This window comes from Archangium sp., assembly GCF_036277355.1.
GTDB lineage: Bacteria > Myxococcota > Myxococcia > Myxococcales > Myxococcaceae > Archangium.
Genome location: NZ_DASUNC010000017.1, coordinates 148,167 through 169,138, shown reverse-complemented (window position 1 = coordinate 169,138; position 20,972 = coordinate 148,167). Strand labels below are relative to the sequence as shown.

The 20,972-nt window shown below is 68.1% G+C and carries 18 protein-coding genes; 15 read left to right on the top strand and 3 right to left on the bottom strand.

Features of this window, described 5'->3' with window-relative positions:
• Nucleotides 1-22: 22 nt before the first annotated feature.
• The 15 genes from VFZ09_RS04215 to VFZ09_RS04145 all read left to right on the top strand — a co-directional run bounded on the left by VFZ09_RS04215 (nt 23) and on the right by VFZ09_RS04145 (nt 16,245).
• Nucleotides 23-409 carry a DUF4280 domain-containing protein gene (locus VFZ09_RS04215; protein ID WP_043411168.1) on the top strand — a complete coding sequence of 129 codons (387 nt, stop codon included), beginning with the start codon at nt 23-25 and terminating at the stop codon, nt 407-409.
• Nucleotides 402-1,415 carry a type VI secretion system protein IglI family protein gene (locus tag VFZ09_RS04210; RefSeq protein ID WP_329726167.1) on the top strand — a complete coding sequence of 338 codons (1,014 nt, stop codon included), beginning with the start codon at nt 402-404 and terminating at the stop codon, nt 1,413-1,415. Before VFZ09_RS04215 ends, VFZ09_RS04210 begins: the two co-directional genes overlap by 8 nt.
• Before the next feature lie 3 nt (nt 1,416-1,418).
• The gene (locus VFZ09_RS04205; RefSeq protein ID WP_329726166.1) at nt 1,419-2,288 is read left to right on the top strand and encodes a hypothetical protein; all 870 of its coding nucleotides are present in this window, start codon (nt 1,419-1,421) and stop codon (nt 2,286-2,288) included.
• Between the two features lie 140 nt (nt 2,289-2,428).
• Nucleotides 2,429-3,004 carry a type VI secretion system contractile sheath small subunit gene (tssB, locus tag VFZ09_RS04200; protein ID WP_329726165.1) on the top strand — a complete coding sequence of 192 codons (576 nt, stop codon included), beginning with the start codon at nt 2,429-2,431 and terminating at the stop codon, nt 3,002-3,004.
• Between the two features lie 42 nt (nt 3,005-3,046).
• Nucleotides 3,047-4,540, top strand: coding sequence for a type VI secretion system contractile sheath large subunit (gene tssC / locus VFZ09_RS04195; protein WP_329726164.1), 1,494 nt, complete (start codon nt 3,047-3,049; stop codon nt 4,538-4,540).
• 47 nt (nt 4,541-4,587) lie between these two features.
• Entirely contained in the window at nt 4,588-5,163 is a 576-nt protein-coding gene (locus VFZ09_RS04190) for a hypothetical protein (RefSeq protein ID WP_329726163.1), read from the top strand.
• A gap of 152 nt (nt 5,164-5,315) precedes the next feature.
• On the top strand, nt 5,316-6,569 hold the full coding sequence (tssK, locus tag VFZ09_RS04185; RefSeq protein WP_329726162.1) for a type VI secretion system baseplate subunit TssK: 1,254 nt from the start codon (nt 5,316-5,318) through the stop codon (nt 6,567-6,569).
• 1 nt (nt 6,570) lies between these two features.
• Entirely contained in the window at nt 6,571-6,966 is a 396-nt protein-coding gene (locus tag VFZ09_RS04180; protein ID WP_329726161.1) for a GPW/gp25 family protein, read from the top strand.
• A complete protein-coding gene (locus VFZ09_RS04175; protein WP_329726160.1) occupies nt 6,966-8,618 on the top strand; it encodes a hypothetical protein in 1,653 nt (550 codons plus the stop codon). Before VFZ09_RS04180 ends, VFZ09_RS04175 begins: the two co-directional genes overlap by 1 nt.
• A gap of 42 nt (nt 8,619-8,660) precedes the next feature.
• The gene (locus VFZ09_RS04170; protein WP_329726159.1) at nt 8,661-9,263 is read left to right on the top strand and encodes a hypothetical protein; all 603 of its coding nucleotides are present in this window, start codon (nt 8,661-8,663) and stop codon (nt 9,261-9,263) included.
• 10 nt (nt 9,264-9,273) lie between these two features.
• On the top strand, nt 9,274-10,923 hold the full coding sequence (locus VFZ09_RS04165) for a type VI secretion system baseplate subunit TssF (RefSeq protein WP_329726158.1): 1,650 nt from the start codon (nt 9,274-9,276) through the stop codon (nt 10,921-10,923).
• Entirely contained in the window at nt 10,920-11,558 is a 639-nt protein-coding gene (locus tag VFZ09_RS04160) for a DotU family type IV/VI secretion system protein (protein WP_329726157.1), read from the top strand. Before VFZ09_RS04165 ends, VFZ09_RS04160 begins: the two co-directional genes overlap by 4 nt.
• On the top strand, nt 11,555-11,866 hold the full coding sequence (locus VFZ09_RS04155; protein WP_329726156.1) for a hypothetical protein: 312 nt from the start codon (nt 11,555-11,557) through the stop codon (nt 11,864-11,866). The genes VFZ09_RS04160 and VFZ09_RS04155 overlap by 4 nt, the downstream gene beginning before the upstream one ends.
• A gap of 3 nt (nt 11,867-11,869) precedes the next feature.
• Nucleotides 11,870-15,724: a hypothetical protein gene (locus tag VFZ09_RS04150; RefSeq protein ID WP_329726155.1), complete on the top strand. Its 3,855-nt coding sequence runs from the start codon at nt 11,870-11,872 to the stop codon at nt 15,722-15,724.
• Complete coding sequence (locus VFZ09_RS04145) at nt 15,721-16,245, top strand: hypothetical protein (RefSeq protein ID WP_329726154.1); 525 nt, start codon at nt 15,721-15,723, stop codon at nt 16,243-16,245. Before VFZ09_RS04150 ends, VFZ09_RS04145 begins: the two co-directional genes overlap by 4 nt.
• 1 nt (nt 16,246) lies before the next feature.
• On the opposite strand, the gene VFZ09_RS04140 is transcribed toward VFZ09_RS04145, so the two are convergent.
• From VFZ09_RS04140 to VFZ09_RS04130, 3 genes are read right to left on the bottom strand one after another with little or no spacing between them, the layout of a single operon-like run.
• The gene (locus tag VFZ09_RS04140) at nt 16,247-18,682 is read right to left on the bottom strand and encodes a hypothetical protein (protein ID WP_329726153.1); all 2,436 of its coding nucleotides are present in this window, start codon (nt 18,680-18,682) and stop codon (nt 16,247-16,249) included.
• Nucleotides 18,683-18,907: a hypothetical protein gene (locus VFZ09_RS04135; protein ID WP_329726152.1), complete on the bottom strand. Its 225-nt coding sequence runs from the start codon at nt 18,905-18,907 to the stop codon at nt 18,683-18,685.
• Nucleotides 18,908-18,934: 27 nt separating this feature from the next.
• The gene (locus VFZ09_RS04130; protein ID WP_329726151.1) at nt 18,935-20,863 is read right to left on the bottom strand and encodes a hypothetical protein; all 1,929 of its coding nucleotides are present in this window, start codon (nt 20,861-20,863) and stop codon (nt 18,935-18,937) included.
• Nucleotides 20,864-20,972: the final 109 nt, after the last annotated feature.

The following is a 20,972-nucleotide window of genomic DNA, read 5'->3' as shown; positions in this document are numbered from 1 at the left end:
AACCTTCGCCACGGAGTGCGCCATGGGAGTCCAGGTCGTCATGGGGGCCATGCTGCAGTGCAGTTTCGGTGCGGCCCCTTCCTCGATGGTGGTGCTGCCCACCAACAAGATCCTGGCCACCACGCCGGCGGCCAACATCATGGACAACAAGCCGATGCTGAACATCATGCCCTTCGGCATGTGCATGTCCATGGCCAACCCCACGGTGGCCGCGGCGACCGCGGCGGCCATGGGAGTGCTCACGCCCATGCCGTGCGTGCCCGCCACTGCGGCTCCCTGGGCGCCCGGTTGCCCCAAGCTGCTGATCGGCAACATGCCGGCCTTGGACAGCAACTGCAAACTCATGTGCAACTGGGGCGGCGTCATCCAGGTCGTCTCCCCTGGTCAGTTCACGGTGCAAGATGGCTGAGTCCGCGAAGTCCCTTCCTCCTTCTCCGCTCCAGCGCAACCTGCTGGAAAAACTCCTGGATGCCGAGGCCCCGGACCTCGAGAGCTCGGATGACCGGCTGGAGAAGGTCAACGGTCTGGTGTCCAAGAGCGCCTACCTCGATGCGGCTCGGGCCGCCGAGGCGCTGCTGCGCGAGGGCCTCTACGACGTGCGGCTGGTGGGCCCCTACCTCCTCGGTCTCTTCATCGAGGGCGGTCTGGAGGCCATGCCCCTCGTCTTCCAGGGGCTCTCCCGCACGCTGCTGATCAACTGGCAGTACTTCGGGCCCCGCGAGCGCAAGGACGTCTTCGCCGATGGCGGTCTGCGCTGGATGCTCAAGGTGCTCAACAAGCACCTCGAGCACCACGAGCGACTCAAGGACGAGACGTGGCAGCGCTGGAACGCCCCCACCAACCGCGAGCCCCTGGAGCAGGCGCTCACGCTCAGCGAGGAGATCTTCTCCGCGTTCGCCGGGGCGATGCCTCGCAACGGCTGTGAGGCTCCGTTCCGCCGCCTCACCCAGTGGCTGGAGGGCCATCTGCAGTCGCTGCCTTCCCCAGCCCCGGAGGAAGAGCCCGGGCCGGAGCCCACGGAGGAGCCCGCCGCGGAGGAGGAGTCCCAGGCCCCGGTGCGTCCCGCCGCGTCCGCGCGCTCCGCTCCCACCCCGGCCGTGCCCACCATGCCCGTCTCTCCGGCCCTGGCCCAGCTGATGCTCAAGCTGGCCGCGTTCGACACCCTCGTCGCGCGCCAGGACTTCCAGCGCGCCAGCGTGGTGGCGGCCGATGTGCTCAACGTGGTGGAGCACTTCGATCCGCGCGTGTACCTGCCCGCGCTCTTCTCCCGCTTCTTCGCCGCGCTGAGCACCAACGCGGAGCAGGTGGAATCCCTGCTGCAGAGCACCGAGACGCTGTCCTTCCGCGCGCTGGATCAGCTCTACCGCGTGGATCTGGAGGCCTTCCTCGCGCAGGGCTCGGGGGAAGGGGAGTAGGCCATGGACGAGGCGCTCGAGCGGCGCATCCGCGAGCGCATCCGCGGCTTCGATGTCCCGGCGCTGCTGGACGTGCTGAACACGTCCGGCTACGGCGACGCGGAGATCGAGTACCGCAGCCACCGCACCACCCTGCACCAGTCCCACCTGGTGCACGACATCCAGTTCATCCACCAGCCGCGCAAGCGCATCATCATCACGGTGAACGTGGGCCTGCTCAGCGCCCAGTCCCCGCTCCCGTCCTTCATGATGCAGACGATGGACCAGCTCGACCATGATCGGCTCGAGCGCTTCATCGGCTTCTTCGATCACCAGCTGCTGCGCGAGTGCTTCGCCGGGCTGTACCCGGAGCGCGAAGGGGCCCTGTTGCCCGGGTGGCCGGAGGCGGCCAAGGACCGGTTGCGCCTGATGCGCCCCACCTGTCAGAGCACCCTGCACTGGCTCTTCCGCAAGGTCTTCCCCGAGACGGAGCTGTCGGTGCGCCGCGACGTCCGCCCGCAGAAGGTCGCCGCGCCCGAGATGCGGCTGGGCGCCAGCGCGCTCGGTGAGGGCGGCGCCATGGGCGGCTTCGCCTCCATCCCCACCGGTGGCATGGAGGTGCGGCTCTTCGCCGACGAGCCCATCTGCAGCAGCGGGGTTCCCTGGGCCATCGAGGCCCAGCGCCGCCTCGAGGCGCAGCTGCTGCCGCTGCTCTCCGAGACGGTGCTGATGCTCACCGTGATTCTCGTGCTGCGAGAACAAGAGGGCTTCCTGCGCATCGAGCGCCAGAGCCACCTCGGTTATGATCCGCTTCACGGCGCCGAGGTGCAGACCCGGCAGGTCCTCCTGTTTTCGGGTGACACGTCGCGTTCTTCCTCGCCTGGTGGCTCCTGAGGCGGGAGAGCCTCCCTTGACCCCTGTAATCGCTTCTCCCTAAACTCCCGATCCAGAACACAGCGGGCTGTGTCCTGCGGTGGTGGGGGTCGGCGCGGGGGCAAGCAGGGGACGCAGACCGCTCGGTGTAAGGAGAAGCCGTGCCCATCCAGGACAAGCTGCCCAAGTCTCGTATTACGCTCGTCTACCGCACCAAGATCAACGGCCAGCCGGAAGATGTGAAGCTGCCCTTCCGCGTCGTGGTGCTTGGTGATTTCTCGCAGGGGAGCTCCAAGGACCGGCAGCTGGACCTGGACGAGCGCGCCATGCGCTCGGTCACCGGCTCCAACATCAACGAGCTGATGAAGGACATGGGGATGTCCATCTCGTTCGAGGTGGACGACAAGGTCAGCGCGGATGGCGAGGGGAAGATGCAGGTCCAGCTTCCCATCGACCGCATGAAGTCCTTCCACCCGGACGAGATCGTCCACCACGTGCCCAAGCTCAAGGCGCTGATGCTCCTGCGCAAGCTCCTCATGGAGATGCAGTCGGACATCGACAACCGCAAGGAGCTGCGCCGCACCCTCTACGAGCTGTTCTCCAACAAGGAGCAGCTGCAGAAGCTCCTGGAGAGCGACGCGCTCAAGAGCTACGAGTCCATGCGCCTGCCCACGCCGGCCAAGGCGAAGTCCGACCAGCCCGCGCTCGCCGCCGGTACCTCGGCCGCCAAGGCCTGATCACCCCACGCACCCTTCTTCACGCCGAGGAACCTTCTTCCCATGGCCGTCGAAAAGAACTACCTGAATGAGCTGTTCAAGGTCCGCGGGCTCGACATGCCCACCAGCGCCTCGCCGATGATCGGCACCGGCCTGGTGCCCGCCACCCACAACGAGGTGCAGGTGCCGGGCGACGAGCGCTTCATGTCCTCGCTCGCCGCGCTGCTCTACAACGTCGAGCCCGTCCAGGACGAGGCGGGGCAGATCCGCTTCGACAAGGGCGAGGTGCTCAAGGCCGTTGCCCGCATCGATGAGCTCATCGAGGGGCAGATCAACGAGATCCTCCACCACGAGAAGTTCCAGCAGGTGGAGTCGGTGTGGCGCGGTCTCGAGGACCTCGTCAACAACACCAACTTCCAGGCCGACATCACCCTCGACATCCTGGATGTGGCCAAGGAGGAGCTGGCCGAGGACTTCGAGAAGAACTCGAGCAGCCTCTTCTCCAGCGCCCTCTTCGACAAGGTCTACATCAAGGAGTACGACCAGTTCGGCGGCCGTCCCTACGGCGTCATGCTGGGCCTGTACGACTTCAGCGCCTCGCGCGCGGACCTGACGTGGCTGGAGCGCATGGGCACGGTGGCCAACGCGGCGCACTGTCCGTTCATCGCCGCCGCCAGCCCCAGGTTCTTCGACTGCGACAGCGTCGAGCAGCTCGAGTCGCTCAAGAACCTGGACGGCGTGCTCAGCCACCCGCGCTACAGCAAGTGGCACGAGCTGCGCGACAAGGAAGAGGCCGCCTACATCGGCCTGACGCTGCCGCGCTACGTGGTGCGCCTGCCGTGGGATCCCGAGAGCAACCCCTGCGAGGTGCTCAACTTCAAGGAGGACGCCCAGGGTGACTCCAAGAAGTACCTGTGGGGCAACACGGCCTTCCTCATGGGCCGCAACCTGGTGAAGGCCTTCGAGATGTCCGGCTGGTGCCAGTCCATCCGCGGCCCCAAGAGCGGCGGTCTCGTCACGGGCCTGCCCGTGGACTCCTTCACCCTGCGCGGTCAGAAGATGATCCAGGCGCCGGTGGAGATCGCCATCCCGGACTACCGCGAGTACGAGTTCGCCCGCAACGGCTTCATCCCGCTGGTGTACCGCAAGTCCACGGGCGAGGCCGCCTTCTTCAGCACCCAGTCCATCAAGCAGGCCAAGAAGTTCAAGGACCCGAAGGACTCCGAGAACTCGCAGCTCGTCACCAACCTGGCCTACACCTTCTCCATCACGCGCCTGGCGCACTACATCAAGAGCATCCAGCGCGACAACATCGGGAGCACGGCGGACGCCGGCTACGTGCAGCGGCAGATCGAGTCCTGGCTGTCGGGCTACGTCACCACGGTGACCAACCCGGACGACCTGACGCTGCGGCGCTTCCCGTTCAAGTCCGTGGCCGTGCAGGTTGAGGCCCGCCCGGGTGAGATTGGCTGGTATGATTGCAAGGTGGCCGTGCTTCCGCACATCCAGTTCGAAGGCCTCAACGTGGAGCTGATGTTGGAGTCCCGCCTGGGATGACCAGGCCCCCGTCGTAGTCCCCATTCAATCAAGCGCAGGAGGGCGAAATGCCTCAGTACGCCAAGTCCCTGGACGTGTACCAGGGTTTCAACTTCAAGAAGGACAAGCAGACGCCGGTGGGCTACATCACCAAGCTGGTGGTGGGTGATGTGGAGCTGGTCGCCGATCAGGCCACCATCAAGGATCCGGAGCAGCCGGGTTCCGACTTCGGCTCCAAGGTCGTGGGCGTGCTCAGCCACTACCTGTGGGAGACGGGCACCACGGACGCCATGTACCTGTCCGCGCAGATCTCCACGTCCAACAAGCAGGCCCTCCAGGCCAAGCTGCTCACGGACTGGACCAACATGGAAGTCACCTTCAACTACGTGGTCTACGAGTACGACCCGAAGGAGAAGAAGTACTTCAAGTCCAACCACCTGGACGCCGAGCTCAAGGGCATCCTGGAGAAGAACGGCAACGACCTGAACCTCTCCGTGGCGGATGATGCGTCGCGCGAGGTGCAGTCGCCCGAGAACTTCACCCTCCAGATCGGCATCAAGCCGCAGACCCTGGAGCAGGTGGTGCACATGGCCACGGGTCTGAACAAGAACCTGTCCAAGCAGTGGGGCATCACCGCGGAGTAGTCACCGCGCGCCGCTAGCCCGTCGGACCCCTGGCGGGAGGAGGCTTCCTCCTGCCAGGGTGATGGGAAGGCGCGTTCGAGTCCCGCCTGGGAGGGGCTGGAGAGCCTCCAGCGAGACGGCCTCTTTGACCCTTCACCCCAGGAAGCAACACTATGCAGCACCACAAGCTCGCGCGGGTCCGCTGGCAGGTTGGCCAGACGCTCCTTCCCGAGCACTTTCGCGCCCAGGATGAGTCCCTCTCCGCGGAGGCGCGGGTACACGCCGGGCTGTCCGGGCTGCCCCAGGTGGGCATCGCCTCGCTCGCGTGGAGTGAAGCACTCCTGGCCGAAGGCAGTCTCTCCATCTCCTCACTGACCGCCGTCCTGCCCGGGGGCTTCCTGGTGGACGTGCCCGGCAACGCCGCCCTGCCGTCCTTCTCGCTGGAGGCCACCGGGCGCGCGGAGGTCACCGTCTTCCTGCACCTGCTGGAGGACACGCGCGGCACCGAGGGCGTGCCGCTCTACGCGGACGAGCCGCCCAACGTGCAGCGCGTGCTGCGCAAGCTGCAGCTCTCCAGCGAGCAGGCCGTGGACAGGGCCCTCTCCTCGTTGGAGCTGGTGTCCTTCTCCAAGAACCTCGATGGCTCCTGGCGCCCCGCATCCCGGAAGGTGCCGCCGCTCTTGTTGGTGGGGCCCAACCCCTTCCTCAACGGGCTGCTCGCCGAGCTGGACTCGTTGCTGGAGAAGGCGCACGGCCAGCTCCGCACCCTCCTGCTGGACAGCTACCAGCGGGGCGAGCGGCTCGCGAGTGCCCGCCGCACGCTGCTCGAGGTGCACCGCCTGCAGGCCCTGCGCACCGACATGCGCAACGGCATCAGCCCGCACCCGTACTTCTTCTTCGCCGCCCTGCGGCAGTTCTACTTCGAGGTGTGCTGCTACCTGGAACTGGAGCCCACCAGCGACATGCCCACCTACCTCCACGAGAATCCCGCCGAGGGGCTGTGGGGGTGGATGACGCTGCTCAACCGGGCCTTCCGCCCCGAGGACACGCGGCTCACCTACAAGCCCTTCGATCACAAGGAGGGCCAGTTCGTCCTCGCGCCGCTGCCCACGCTGGACGAGGGCGTGCCGAGCGAGCTGTACCTGCTGGTGCGCAGCGAGGATCCCAGCCAGCCGCCCTCCATGGAGGGCGTGAAGATCGCCAGCCCCGCCCGGCTGCCCGCGGTGCGCCGGCTGGCGCTCCGGGGCATTCCCTTCCAGCACGTGCCGCACCCCGCCTTCCCCCACGCCTTCGGCCCGGAGATCTCCTGGTACAAGCTGTCCATGGGCGAGGAGTGGCAGTACGCCCAGCGCGACAACGGCATGGCCTTCTATGCCACCCCGTCGCTCCAGGGCACGCAGGTCTTCCTCTTCTGGCGCAGGGCTTGAGATGGCACGCCCCTCCTTCCTCGACAAGTTCACCAGCCCCTGGCAGCGCTCCGGCTCCCAACAGGGTGAGCTGCCCCTGGTGCGGCAGAACCTGGAGTCCGTGCTCAACACCAAGGAGGGCTTCGGCTACTTCGTCCAGGGCTTCGGCGTGGGCCGCTACACGGAGAAGTTCGGCACGCGCGATCTGATGACCACGCTCTCCGAGGAGCTGCTGCACTCGGTGCGGCAGTTCGAGCCTCGCCTGGAGGAGCCGGAGCTGGAGCTGCGCGGCCGGGACTCGGGCCTGTGGCTGCACTTCGTGCTGACCGCCCGGCTCAACGGAGCGCCCTGCACACTGCGGCTCCTCTTCCATACCGTGAGCGGCCGCGTCCGGGTGGAAGAGGACGAGGAGGGGTGATGGAGCGCACCTTCGACGAACGGCTGACCGTCTCGCTCACCCTCACCATCGCCGGCAAGGCGCATGAAATCATCGCCGGCAGCATCAAGCGCTTCGCCCTGGAGCTGTGGAGCTGGGGGCTGGAAGGGGAGGTGGAGTTCCTCCTGACGGACAACTCGGCCCAGGGTGGCAAGGAGAAGGACGCGCTGCTGGCGGACTTCATCAAGCCCGACCTGGTCGAGGTGTCGCTCGAGGTGAAGGCCGTGCTCGCCGAGGCGTCCGCCCGGCCGTCCCACACCGCGTTGACGGTGAAGGGGCTCGTCACCGAGAAGACGCTCGTCGAGGAGGTCGTCCCCACCACCAGCGGCGCCACCGTCATCCTCCACCGGCGCTATGGCATCCGCTTCCTCGACGCCGCGCGCGTGCTGTGGCGGCAGCACTTCCCCTGTGCCCTCTACACCTCCAAGACGCTCAAGGATGTGCTGGACGAGCACAAGGGCGACAAGATCAGCCTCGCCTATGACTGGGACGCGGGCCTGGGCACCTCGCACTCCCTGATCTTCGTGGGGTTGGATCCCCAGCGCGGCGCCAGCTTCTACGACTGGGTGCTCTGGTACGTGCACGGCCACATGGGCGTGTGGACGTACGACTACGCCGCCCACGGCTACAAGTTCGCGGCCGCCAAGGACGCCTCGGGCACGCCGCTGAAGCTGCAGGAGGACAACCTCCAGGGCCTGGAGGTGCTGCTGCCCGAGGTCATCCGCCACGACGTGACGGTGCTCAACGCCACGGCCGAGAGCCCCCAGACGCAGCCCGTGACCCAGACGCAGGCCGTCGCCGGCATCCGCCAGGACGTGCTGCTGGTCACCCCCATCTCGGACGAGGTGCAGGCCCGGGTGGACCTGGAGACGGCGCGGCTCAAGTGGCGCGGCCCGGAGATGGAGCTCGTCTGGCGCTCCTTCCCCGAGAAGACGTTCACCCCGGGCGCCCTGGTGAAGCTGCCGGACAACGCCGCCTGGAACGCCGCGGGCCTCGCGGCGGGCGAGCCTCTCCGCGTCCGCAGCCTGCACGTGTCCGGTGAGGTGTCGGAAGAGCAGGGCCAGGAAGAGGTCTACAACGATCCCAGCGCGCTCTTCTCCTTCCGCATGAGCACGCGGCTGGAGCGCAAGGACGATCCCCACGTGGACCTGCCCGCCTGGCAGCCCCCGGCCTACCCCCGTTACGTGGAGGGCCTCATCGTCAGCGAGCAGGGCGCCGAGAAGGACGAGACCTGGCAGGCCTATACCGACTCGAAGACGTCCCAGGACGGGTACAAGGTGAAGATCCCTCTCTTCGCCGATCAGATCATCCCCGCTCCCTTCAACCCCAACCTGCTGCCCGGCCACTTCTACTTCCCGGCCTACAAGGGCGAGCGGGTGCTGGTGGCGCTCGGCTTCCAGAACGCGTGGATCAAGCGCTTCCTGGACTGGCGCACTGGCGCGCGCATGCCCCAGGACGGGCAGGGCGTGCAGCTGCTGGTGGGGAAGACTCCCGAGAATGGCACCGCGCTCAAGCACTTCTACACGGACGACAAGCCCGTGTTCCTCATGCAGCGCACGAGTGCCAAGGACACGCAGAAGATCCAACTGGACGAGGGCACGCTGCTCATCGAAGTGAAGGAAGAGCAGTCGTGATGCGCGGGGCGCTTCGGATCCCCACCAAGAGGGCGAGGAACCATGGGCAAGCTCGTCTGCACCGTTGAACTGGACAAGGAGAAAGGCGTCACCGTCAAGGTGGAGAACGCCGACGACCAGATCACCCAGACGGTGGTGATGGATGGCACCAGCATCACCATCACGGTGAAGGGCTCCGAGGAGACGAGCACCTACGTCCAGAAGCAGGACAGCGTCACCATCACGTGCAAGGATTTCACCGTGGACGCCACCGGCACGCTCACCCTCAAGTCCGCCAAGGCCTCCAGCTGGGCGAGCCAGGACACGCTCACGGTGGAGAGCACCAAGGACATGACCTTCACCTCCAGCGCCAAGCTCACCCAGAGCGCCACGCAGGACGCCGCGCTGTCCTCCAACGCCAAGGTGGCCATCGAGGCCGCCACCAACCTCGATCTCAAGGGCATGCAGACCAGCTTCACGGCCTCGGGCGGGGACAACAAGATCGAGGGCGTCAACCTGAAGATGTCCGGGCAGGCCCAGGCGGAGCTGGCCGCCCCCATGATCAAGGTCGCCGCCCAGGCCAAGCTCGGCCTCGAGTCCTCCGGCATGGCCGATCTCAAGGGCTCGATGACCACCGTCGGCGGCTCGCTCGTGAAGCTGGGATGATGAGGGTGCGGTGAGCGATTCGTCGGAGCGGATCTACCTGGACTACCTGAACGAGCTGGATGCGCTCGAGCGCTTCCGGCAGCGTTTCCTGGGCTCGTACCCCACCGTGCCCATGGACCGGGAGGACCCGCACGTGCGGCGCCTCATCGAGTCCATGGCCTTCTTCTCGGTGCAGACGCGCCTGGCCACGCAGCACAACCTGCGCTCCACCTGGCTGCGGTTGTTCTCCTCCTTCTTCGACTTCCTCCTGCAGCCGCTGCCCGCCGTGGGCCTGGTGCAGGCGCTGCCGGCGGAGAAGATGACCGAGACGGTGGTGCTCACCCGGGGCACCGAGCTGCGCCTGTCTCCCGCCCACGGCGTGGCCGGTACCTTCCGCACCCGCCGCCACCTGCGCATCCTCCCCATCTCCTCCGCGGGCACCGAGGTGGTGCGTCTGCCCGACGGGCGCTGGCGGCTCATCCTCCGCTACGCGTCCAGCTTCCCGCGCCGGGATCCCGTGGGCCTCTTCAGCCTGCACGTGCGCCACCTGGACGAGTACCGCCCCTCGCTGGCCGTCTTCCACGCGCTGCGCCAGCACCTCACCCAGGTGGGCGTGGTGTACGACGCGCCCGCCAACGAGTCCTCCCAGCCGCTGCCGTGCGAGTTCTCCCTGGGCAACGCCCCCGGCGAGCTGGATGACGCGGGCGCCTATGAGCACCCGCTGCAGCGCGTCCGGGCCTTCTTCCAGATGCCCGAGCAGGGGCTCTTCCTCCACGTGTCGGTGCCCTCGCACCGCAAGGAGTGGACTCGCTTCAGCCTGTGCCTGGACCTGGACAAGTCCTGGTCGGTGGGCCGCTCCAGCTACCCGGACTTCCTCCACCCTTTCGTCGTCCCGGTGGAGAACCTCAAGGCCGAGCCCGCCCAGCCCATCGTCACCGACGGCACCCGCTCCGAGTACCCCGTCCGCGGCATGACCGCCGGGCGCGATCTGCAGCTGCACTCCATCACCGGCGTGTACGTGCTGGACAAGACGGGACGCACGCCCATGCGCCCGGCCTTCCTCCCCGGCGAGGGGCCCAGCTACGAGCTGGACGAGTCGCTCGACGAGGATCTGCGCGCGCGCCACAGCCTGCTGGTGCGCATGCCCGAGGCCTTCCTCGAGCCGCGCAAGCTCCTGGTGGAGGCGCTCTGGTACCAGCCCCAGTTCGTCTCCGAGGCCGTGGGCAAGGTCTCCGTCTCCACCCCGGGCCGCCACGTGGAGGGCCTCGGCTGGCAGCTGGTGGGCCGGCTCGAGGCGCACCGCGAGAGCTCCCTGCGCAATGACGTGGCGGGGTTGACCCGGCTGCTCGCCTGGAAGGTCAAATCCACGCTCGAGCGCAACGAGCTGGCCGCGTTGCTGAACTACCTCGGCACTCCCGCCGAGGAGCCCTTCCGCCGCGTCATCCCCTGGCTCCGCGAGCTCAAGGCCACCGTGGCCCCGGATGGCGCCCTGCGTGGATCAGGCCTGTTGCACGTCTACGAGCTGCTGCTCGAGCCCTTCGACGCCAGCGCCGAGCCCCTGGTCGCCTGCTTCCTCGAGCAGGTGCAGCAACTGCTGGAAGCGTGGAATGCTGAGGCCTCGGTCGTGCTGCGGCCCACCGTGGCGGGGGCAGGGCCCTTCCAGTTCAAGGTATCCTCATGAAACTCGAGCATTGGCAGAGCATCCTGCGGACGCACCGCCAGGTGCGCTCGTTGTTGGATCAATCCCTGCCTCCCGAGCCCGCCGCGGGCGGTGAGCGCACCCAGGTCCGCGTGGGCCTCCAGGGACTGGCCCAGCTCCAGCAACTGCTCCTGGCCGAGGTCGGCTTCCTCCAGCGCGCCCTGGGCGGTACCTACCGCGAAGAGGAGATCGACGAGGCGGTGCGTCCCTTCGTCTATCTCGTCGACGAGCTGGTGCTGCGCCGGCTCGCGGACCTGGAACAGGCCGACTGGCCCCTGTTGCAGTACAAACTGTACGGCATCGACTCGGGCGGCGATCGCTTCTACGAGGTGGCCGACGAGAAGCTCGTGCAGCGCGGGGCCTCGCCGCTCGTCTTCGAGCTGCTGCACTTCTGCCTCACCGCCGGCTTCGAGGGCCGCTACGCGGGCAACACCGCCCGGCTGCGCGAGTACAAGGAGCGCCTGGCCGCTCGCATCCCCACGCCCGAGGCCGTGCCCGCTCCGCCGCCCGCCGCGGCGCAGCAGCCGCTCGTCCACGCCTTCCCGTGGCGCTATTACGCGGTGTCCGGATTCGTGGTGGTGACCGTCCCGGTGCTACTGTGGTGGCTATCGCGATGAGGGCCGAAGCGCAGATCACCAAGGAGCTCCAGGGAGCCCGGACGCAACTGGTCCGCCTGGAGAAGATCATCCAGTCCGATCTGGGGGGACTGAGCGCGGGTGTGGAGCCCCTGCTGGCCGAGGTGCGCGCGGGAGTGGCCGCGCTCTTCCCGGAGGCCGGTGGCACGCGGCTGGCGCCCAAGGAGCACGAGGCCCGGCACGACAAGCTCTTGCAGACCCTGGACGAGCTGGAAGACGTGTTGGAGGCACTCCAACTGGCCGCGCGCTCTGGCCGCTCCAAGGCGAGCGCGGCCCGCGGGGGGAGATGATCCGTGGGGTCGCAGCTGCTGAATGTGGTGTTGGCGCAAGCTCCCGCCGGGGGCGGAGATCCGACGAAGGCGCTCAGCGCGGGGGTCAACTCCCTCAACTCGGGGGCCCAGTCCGTCAAGTCGAGCGCGACGACGCTCGGCAAGCTCTGGGCCCTGGTGAGCCCGTACCTCATCTGGATCCTCGTGATCTCCGTCGTGGCGTTCCTCGTGTTCGCCACGGTGAAGTGGATCCTGCCGTGGTGGCGCCGCCGCCGTGCCGGAGATCCGGCCGCCAGCGGCCCTCCGCCGATGGACTCCAACCGCCTGCTGCGGGTGCGCCAGGCGTTCCTCTCCGGACTGCCCTGGGCCAACCGCGCCGCCGTGGTGGACCTGCCCAACGTGGTGGTGCTCGGGCCCGCCGGCAGCGGCAAGACGGAGCTGATCGGCCTGGACGTGGACTGGCAGCGCCAGGCCCGCCAGTTCCTCCCCAGCTACACCGCGGACGCGCTGCTGCAGATCTACCTGGGCCCCGACTGCGTGGTGCAGGAGGTGTCCGCGCCGCTGCTGGAGGATGAGTCGCTCGGGGCGCGCCGCGCCCTGCGCCGGATGTGGAGCAAGTGCTTCAACCACCGGCAGAAGGGCCTGGCCGTCATCGCCCTGGACGTGCGCTGGCTGGCGGACACCCCGCCCGACGAGCAGCGCCGCATGGCCCAGCTGCTGCGCGGCAAGCTCAACATCATGTCCGAGGCCCGCGGCGGTCCCATGGAGACCCGCCTGTGCCTGACGCACATGGACGGGCTCGAGGGCTTCGAGGACTTCGCCCGGCTGCTGAAGAAGCACAACGTGCCGCTGTCCTTCGAGATCCCCAAGGCGGGTGAGGAAGGCCGGCTGGCCTCGTTGCTGGAAGGGCAGGAGCAGTACCTGGCCCTGGGCCTCACCTCGCTGCCGGTGGACGACTTCGAGCGCCTGGAGCACTTCTACTCCCAGGGCGGCCGCTCGTTCTCGGCATTGGGCCGCTTCGTCTCCGCGCTGCTGGAGGGCGACACGCTCTCCTTCAAGCCGCGGATCACCCGGGTGTTCTTCTCCTCCCGTACGCCCGAGGCGCGCGCCAGCGACACCCTGTCCGTGCTGGCCGAGGAGAGCTCCACCCAGTCGCTGCGCCAGCACTACCTGCGCACCCACCTGCGGCGCGCCGTGACGATCGCCGTGGTGGGCTGTCTGCCGGTGATCGCCGCGTACGCCCACTTCTACTCGCTGCTGGGCGAGGCCCAGGACGAGCTGAAGGGCTTCGAGGACACCATCGCCGAGCTGCGCGAGCAGGGCCTGGAGGGCAGGGGAGAGGTCGTCGAGCAGGAGGTGAACGAGGCCGCGGAGGCGCTGCTGCATCTCAACCGCGCCACGCGCTGGTGGCCGCCGCTCAGCTCCAGCTTCCCCGATGAGATGGCGGATCTGCGGCAGCGCCTGGCCCGGGGGATCCGCGAGAGCCACCTGCGGCCCGCCCTCACGCACTGCCGCAAGCAGCCCAGGGACTGCCGCCCCGAGCAGGTGCTCTACCTGCTGGCCACCCTGCACGCCTCCAACGGGGACAGCCTGGGCACCTTCGTGAGCTCCAGCATCCAGCCCCAGCACACGCGGCTCCTGAGCCGGTTCCGCGGCGGCGAGGACGCGAACGAGACCGCCTCCACCATCGAGAAGAGCCGCACGTGGATCTCCGCGCTGGAGCTGCGCGAGCCCCTGGTGGCCACCTACGTGCTCGCCAGTGACGAGCCCTGGGAGCGCTCACCGCCCTGCCGCCGCGGCGCCGTGCAGATCTCCAACAACGCGGACGAGGATTGGTCCTGCTGGCCCTACGCGCAGCGGCTGACGTTCGAGAGCCAGCTCAAGCCCTGGGTGGATCACTTCCTCTTCCTGCGGCAGACCCTGGAGGCCGGGCCCAAGGGGCTCGCCGAGCTGGATCTGCGACGCGAGGAGCGCGAGCGTCTGCAGGCGCAGCTGGCGGACCTGGACGTCTACGCCTCGCTGCCCACCGTGCTCAACCTGTTCGACGCCTCGGCGGTGCAGGTCAACACGCGCCACTTCGAGGGCATCGAGACCACCGTGCAGGTGCTCGACTGGCTGAGGGCGAACCGGGACACGCTCGCCGCCGTGCTGCGCATGGAGGAGGAGGCCTACGCGGGCTACCAGGCCGTGGAGAAGATGACCCCCTCCGAGTTGCTCACCCGCGATGGCCTCTGGCTGACGGGCGAGAACAAGGGCCCCTACCGCATCGAGCTGCTCCAGCAGTCCTTCGAGTTCCGCCCGCCCCAGCTGTCGCGGGATCTGCTCCAGGCCCTGCTCGACACCTATGAGAAGAGCGGACGGCTGTCGGTCGCCGCCCACGCCTCCGTGCGCGATGGGCAGATGGTGCTGACCCGGACGCCCTTCGAGGCGGACCTCAAGCCGCTGGTGGATGACTTCACCCAGCGCCTCAAGAACGCCCAGCTGCCGCTGGAGGAGGCCGCCAAGCGCGAGGCGTACGTGCAGAAGCGGGTGAACCTCTTCTCCCAGGGCTACCGCGATGGGCTCTTCCACACCATCCGCGGCTACCGCTTCACCGCGCCGCGCCGGCAGCTGCTCGACTCGCTGGCCCGGCTCACCCAGCCGTCCTCGGAGCAGGTGGACATGCTGCGCGACGTGGCCACCCGCGCCAACCTCGAGCCGCTGGAGGGCCCCTACTACGAGCCGCTGCGCAACGCCGTGGCGCCCTTCCGGCCCATCGTCCAGCTCATGACGGCGGACAAGAGCGGCTTCTATGCCGCGCTCGCTCCGTACCAGGCGCTGGTGGCGCAGATGCACGACGAGCTGGACGCAGTGTCCAGGCCCGGCCAGGACAAGGCCGCCGCGGGCAACGACAAGGCCGCCGCCGCGGCCCCCGCCAAGAAGGACAAGAAGGCCCCGGCCGAGGAAGGGGAGGGCGAAGAGGCGCCGCAGGATGGCACCGCGGAGCTCTCGGACATGATCACCCCGCTGGAGAAGGTGGCCCTGTCCATGCTGCTCGAGGAGGAAGGCTCGTACCTGCGCAAGGCCCAGGAGTGGCTGGACTCGCAGGGCATCACCGGCGAGCTGCGCCAGCCCTTCCTCGAGCCCTTCCTCCAGGTGCAGAAGCTGGGCAAGCAGGAGCTGGAGAGCACCCTGTCACGCCAGTGGGAAGAGGCCGCCGGGCGCATGCTGCGGCCCATGCTGGAGCGCTACCCCTTCAACCCCGACTCCAAGGAGGACGTGGATCCGGGCGAGCTGGAGGTGCTGCGCCGCAAGGACGGTGCCTTCTGGCACTTCGTGGACCAGATGTTCTCCCGCGTCGCCGTGGAGCGCGGCACCCAGTGGTCCCTGCGCGGGCCCCTGCGCGAGAAGCTCACCATGCCGGACGAGCTGCTGCTGAGCCTCAGCCGCCTGTCCCGCCTGTCCAAGCTGCTGTGGGATGACGAGGGCAGGCCCCGGCCGCTCATGCTCAAGGTGCAGCCCCAGCCCCTGCCCGCGCCGCCCATCACCGGCGTCTTCGTCACCATGTCCTCCCTCAAGTGCGGGAAGACGACCGCCTACGGCTTCAACCAGAGCCCCACCTGGCAGGAGTTCCCCCTGAGCTGGTGGGATCAGCAGGTGTCCTCCATCGTGCTGGAGATGCGCTCGCCCGCGCGCGACGCGCCCCAGTACCTGTCGCTGCCGTGGAACCGCTCGGCCTGGAGCTGCTTCCGTCTCTTCGAGGAGGCCACCCTCACCAGCGATCAGCGCCGCCAGTGGAGCCTCGCCCTGCAGGGCAACGGCGTGGGCAAGCGCGGATTGGAGATCAGCTTCGGCCTCAAGGGAGACCCCTGGGTGCCCTTCCGGGAGGTGCCACGATGAGCGCACGCATGTATCGGTTCTCGGCCCTGGCGGCGTTGGCACTGCTCAGTGGCTGTGGCGCCAGTCAGATCAACCTCAACGTCAAGTCGCCTCCCGGGACGAACCTGGGCCGGCCCATGTACATGCTCGTCCGGCAGGTGGACCCCAAGCAGTACGCCAACGAGGCGTACTCCGAGGTGGCCGCCAAGGTGGGCGCCCCGGACAACACCGTGCTCCAGACGTCCGTCATCTACCCGGGCACCATCCAGCGCTTCCAGGTGAAGGCCCCGTCGGAGGGGGCCCTGGCCGTCTCGTTCCTCTTCACCGCCCCGGACGGCAACTGGCAGCTGCTGCTCAGCCCACCCGTGTCGAGCGCGGTGGACATCGAGCTCACCGTGAGCCGCATCCTGAGCGACTCGACGCCTCCCGCGCTGCCCCAGGATCAGATGGCCGCGCCCGAGGCCAAGCCTCCCGAGGCGCCCAAGATGCCGGAGCTGCCCAAGGAGATGCCCAAGCTGCCCGGCCTCCCCGGCGGGAAGTAGCTCAGGCCGCCAGCGCGCGCACCTGGGCGTCCAGCCCGTCCATCATCTTCTCCACCCACGTGCGGGCCTGCTTCACCGGCTCCTCGAAGAGGGTGGTCTCCTTGATGGACTGCTCGATCTTGTCCATTGGCGCGAGCAGCTGCTCCCGGGCCTCGTCCACGCGGCCCGCCATCGCGTCGATCTGCTTCGCCGCCGCATCCATCAGTGAGCCGGCCTGTGTCGCGATGGGCGTGAGCAGCTGATCCACCCGCTGGGTCAGCTCGGTCTCGATGCGCTCCCGCGCCTTGCGGACCTCCTCCAGCCCCTGTTCCACCGACGTGCGCGCCGTGTCGATGCTGGACTTGAGCTGATCGCGCGCCGCGTTCACCTGGGTCTCGACCGTCTCGCCCACCTTCGCCATCTGGTCCGTCGCGGTCTTCACCCCGTCCGCCAGGCGCTGCTGGAGCATGTCCAGCTGCTCCTTCACCTGCGTCTTGAGCGCGTCCACGCGCGCGGAGACCTGCTCCACCATGGCCTCCACCTGCTTCACCACCTGATCCCGCGCGTTCGCGATCTGCGCCGTCACCTGCGCCACGAGCTGCTCCACCTGCGTGACGGCCTGATCGATGGTGCTCTGCACCGACTCCAGCAGGGTGCCGATCTGCTGCACGAGCTGATCCTGCAGCGTCTGCACCTGCTGCACGGCCTGCGTCTGGAGCTGCTCCACCTGGGTGATGAGCTGATCCGACAGGGAGGTGATCTGCTGCCCCACCTGGTTGGAGATCGCCGTCAATTGGGTGGAGATCTGCGTCACCACCTTGCTGATGGCCTGCATGGCCGGATCCACCAGCGCCTTGGGCAGGTCCGAGGCGGGAATGGCCTCCAGCATCTGCACGGCCTTGGCCAGCACGGACTCCAGCGTGCCCACCAGCGTCTTGTAGAGTGTCTGCAACTGCTCGAGCTTCTCGGGCAGCAGGGCGAAGAGCGCCTGCAGCTGCTTCTCGAGCTGGGCCACCGTCTCCATCAGCTGATCCATCACCGAGAAGGCGGTGTCGATCGTCTGCTGCACGGGCCGCTGGATGGACTCGAAGGTGGCCATCGCCGTGCTCATCACGGTGTCGATGGCCTCGCTGCCCTGGGTGATGAGCGCGTCGATCTGCTGCTGGATCTGCTCGATCAGCTGCTCCACGGCCTTGATCTGGCTGGCCAGGTTCTCCACCTGCCCGGCCAGGGTCTGCTCGAGGGTGTCCAGCACCTGGTTGAGCTGATCGCGCCCGGCCCCGAGCGTGTTGGCGACCGTGGTCTCCAGCGTCTGGAGGAGCTGATCGGCCGTCTCGGTGGCGCTCTTCACCGTGGAGCGGACCGGCTCCAGCCCCGCGCGCACCTGGCCGATCAACCGTCGTGCCTCGGCCTTCGAGGACTCGCTCGTCGACTGCACGGTATCGTGCAGCCGCTGCAGGGCGTTGGTGGGCTCGGCGATCACGGCGTCGAGCGCGGTGTTCAGCCGCTCGGCTTCCTGGCCCACCGTCTCGCGGATCTGCACCGCCGGGGCCAGCACCAGGGTGGTCACGTTCTCCAGCTTCGTGGCCGCCCCCTCCAGCTCCTGGCTCGCGCGGGTGCGGACCTTCTCGAGCTCCTCCCGCACCTGCTTCTCGCGGGCCTCGATCTCCGCGAAGGCCTTCTCCAGCTCCTTCTCCGCGTCGGCGCGCAGCTTCTGGAAGTCCTCCTCGAGCTGCTTCTCGCGCTCCTCGAACTTCTTCTTCTGCTGCTCCACCTGATCGCGCAGCTTCTGGATCTCGTCCTTGATCTGCTTCTCGCGCGCATCCGCCTGCGCGGCCGCCTTCTTCACCTGCTCATCCACCTGCGCGCGCAGCTTCTGGAGCTCCTCCTTGATCTGCTTCTCGCGGGTCTCCAGCTGGGCGGCCGCCCCCGGCTCCTTCTTCTTCACCTGGGCCCGCAGCTTCTCGAGCTCGTCCTGGAGCTTCTTCTCCTGGGCCTCGAGCGCCGTGGTGAGCTTCTTCGCCTCCTGCTCGGCCAGGGCGCGCAGCTTCTTGTACTCCCCCTCGAGCTGCTTCTGCCGGGCCTCCAGCTCGGAGGTGAGCTTCTTCAGCTCCTGCTCGGCCTGATCACGCAGCTTCTTGTACTCGGCCTCGAGCTGCTTCACGCGCTCGTCGAGCTTCGCCTTCAGGGCGTCCTTGCGCTTCTTCAGCGCGGCGAGCAGCTCGGAGGAGAGGGACTGGCAGCGCTTCACCACCTCCTGCCCCAGCGAGTCGAGCTGCGTCACGAAGGACTTCTCCTTGTCCTTCACCGTGTTCTCCAGGGCGTCGAAACGCGAGGAGACCGCCGGCTCGATGGCCTTCACGGATTTCTGGATCCGGCCCCCGGAGGACGTGAGCTTCTCGCGCAGGGCGAGCACGTCGTCCGCGGCCTTGTCGAACCTGGACCACAGGGCCTTCACTCAGGGCTCCATCTCCGCCAGCTCGGCGTCCAGTGCATCAATCTGTTTCGAGAGCTCGCCACCGAACGCGTCCACCTCGGGGCGCAGGGCGCCCACGGCCGCCTCGAGCTTGCCCGTGAGGGCCTCGACCTCCGTGCGGATCGGCTTCAGGCGGGCCACCACGCCCGTGCTGAAGGACTCCAGCTCTCCGCGAAGCTCCGCTACCTTGCCGCTCAGTTGCTTCATGGGTGCGCTCCGTCCCCCGGTTCCTTCTCACAGCAGCTTCTTCAGGGCCGCCTTGGCCGCTTCCGCCGCGCCCGACAACTGCCCCATTCCCTGGGACAGCCGCGAGGTCGCCCCCTTCAGCCCGCTCTTGGCCTCGGCCACCTTGGCGCCCACCTCCGCGCGGGCCCCGCTGAGCGCCGCCTTGGCCTCCGCCTGGGCGCTCTTCATCTTCGCACGCACCGAGCCCATCGCGGCCTGGTAGGCGGCGGACGTCTCCCCGACAGCGCCTCCCACCGCCGCCGTGAGGTCTCCCTTGGCGGCCTCGACCTGGGGGGTGACATCGTACGTGGGGGTAGGGGGCCCGCTGGCCTCCGACTCCTTCACCTGGATGAAGAGGTTGCCCTCCTTCATGCGGATGACCTGGGTGTCACCCCCGTTGGTGCGGAGCATGTTCCACACCGGCTTGTCTTCCTGGAAGTCGTGCGTGAAGGCCGTCTGGCTCGTCTTGTTCCAGCCCAGGAGGATCTGATCGCCCTGTCCGTCCTGCGGCGTGCGCACGCCTTCCTTCCAGTCGAGGAAGCGGTCGAACTCGGCATGCGCGAAGTGGAGCGCCACCAGCACCCGCGTGTTCTTGTACGGCGGGAAGAAGAACTGGCCCGGGAAGTGGATGGGCTCGGCCGGCACGCTCACCGTCTGGTTCCACAGCGGCACCGTCATCCGGAACCAGGTCAGTGACGTCTTCTCGTCCTCGACGATGAGGTAGCGCCTGTCCTGGGGCTCGCCGCCGGGGCTGTGCACCAGGGCCTCGACGTGGATGGGGTAGCGCGGCGCGCGGAAGGGGGGCAGGGTGACCAGCGGCTCCGAGGCGGACTCCAGCCGCGCCGACATCATCACCTGGTAGTTGGCCTGGGGCGTCTGCTGGTTGTCGTGCTGGCCATCGCGCTCGGCATGGGCCTCCAGCTCCAGCTCCAGCACCCGCTGGTCCTCGTCCAGCCCCGTCAACGCCTTGGGCCACAGCGGGCCCTCCAGGCGCACCAGCGCGCCGGGATGCACGGGCACCGTGGGGAAGTGCTTGAAGGACAGCTGCAACTGCCGCTGGCGCACCTGCAGGCGGGCCTTCTCCAGCTTCTCGCGCTGCTCGGCCTGGGTGGTGATGGGCGTGCGCAGCAGCACGTCATGGGACACGCCCGCCACGGCCTGCGGCTGCTCGATGGGCGTGGTGGTGGGCCCGTTGGCCAGGGCGTTGAGCACGCGCGTGCCGTGGCGGATGGGCTGCGGCAGCCGCACGTCCACGTGCTGTACCTGGAGGCGATCCAGCGGCTCGGCCGTGCCCGAGGGCTTGCTGTCGGCCAGCAGGTACTCGTTCTTCTGGCAGTCGTAGCTGAAGACGCCGTTGTTCGCGTCCACGTACCAGAGGACGAAGTCGTAGAAGCTCACCTCGGGGGCATCCGCGCCCAGCGCGAGGCACAGCATCTCCTGCTTCTGCCGCAGCGAGGCCCAGTCGTAGGACAGCTGGAGGGTGGCCTTGTGGGCCTCGAGCACCTCCTGCATGGACATGTCCGTGTGCAGCTCGATGGGGCGGTGCTGGCGCCAGAGCACCTGCGCGGCGTCGGCGAACTCGAAGGTGTAGCGGCGGAAGACGCGCTCGGCCTTCTTGTCCTTGCCGTGGGGCTCGGCGATGACCCGGCGGCTACGGGCGATGCCCTGCACCACGAGCGGCGCGGGCGGCGAGTCGAGCGCGGGGTTCACCGAGGCCACGGCCAGCCGCACCTGGACGAGGTCCGGCTTCTGGAAGGCGGTGAAGAGCGGCGAGTCCTTCTTCTCCAACGAGGTCCAGAAGGTGACCGAGGCGTTGAAGCCGTGGCTGCCCAGGCGCACGGCCAGGTGCTTCACCTGCCCACCGGGGATGGAGAAGGACTGGCCGCCGATGGTGAGCGTCAACTCGGGCTTGAGCTCCTCCTGGAATGCCGTCCTCACCGGGTGGTGTCCTCCCCTCGAGCAGGGTGCCTGGGCGCATCATCGCACATCGCCCCTGGATTCGTCCCCGGCGACCTCCACTGGCTGTCGTAGCCCCTCGCACTTCTCA

Bases quoted from the DNA above. Each gene is read 5' to 3' on its own strand.
- VFZ09_RS04215 (WP_043411168.1), top strand. From the start codon at position 23: ATGGGAGTCCAGGTCGTCATGGGGGCCATGCTGCAGTGCAGTTTCGGT.
- VFZ09_RS04210 (WP_329726167.1), top strand. From the start codon at position 402: ATGGCTGAGTCCGCGAAGTCCCTTCCTCCTTCTCCGCTCCAGCGCAAC.
- VFZ09_RS04205 (WP_329726166.1), top strand. From the start codon at position 1,419: ATGGACGAGGCGCTCGAGCGGCGCATCCGCGAGCGCATCCGCGGCTTC.
- tssC (WP_329726164.1), top strand. From the start codon at position 3,047: ATGGCCGTCGAAAAGAACTACCTGAATGAGCTGTTCAAGGTCCGCGGG.
- VFZ09_RS04190 (WP_329726163.1), top strand. From the start codon at position 4,588: ATGCCTCAGTACGCCAAGTCCCTGGACGTGTACCAGGGTTTCAACTTC.
- tssK (WP_329726162.1), top strand. From the start codon at position 5,316: ATGCAGCACCACAAGCTCGCGCGGGTCCGCTGGCAGGTTGGCCAGACG.
- VFZ09_RS04180 (WP_329726161.1), top strand. From the start codon at position 6,571: ATGGCACGCCCCTCCTTCCTCGACAAGTTCACCAGCCCCTGGCAGCGC.
- VFZ09_RS04175 (WP_329726160.1), top strand. From the start codon at position 6,966: ATGGAGCGCACCTTCGACGAACGGCTGACCGTCTCGCTCACCCTCACC.
- VFZ09_RS04170 (WP_329726159.1), top strand. From the start codon at position 8,661: ATGGGCAAGCTCGTCTGCACCGTTGAACTGGACAAGGAGAAAGGCGTC.
- VFZ09_RS04160 (WP_329726157.1), top strand. From the start codon at position 10,920: ATGAAACTCGAGCATTGGCAGAGCATCCTGCGGACGCACCGCCAGGTG.
- VFZ09_RS04155 (WP_329726156.1), top strand. From the start codon at position 11,555: ATGAGGGCCGAAGCGCAGATCACCAAGGAGCTCCAGGGAGCCCGGACG.
- VFZ09_RS04145 (WP_329726154.1), top strand. From the start codon at position 15,721: ATGAGCGCACGCATGTATCGGTTCTCGGCCCTGGCGGCGTTGGCACTG.
- VFZ09_RS04135 (WP_329726152.1), bottom strand. From the start codon at position 18,907: ATGAAGCAACTGAGCGGCAAGGTAGCGGAGCTTCGCGGAGAGCTGGAG.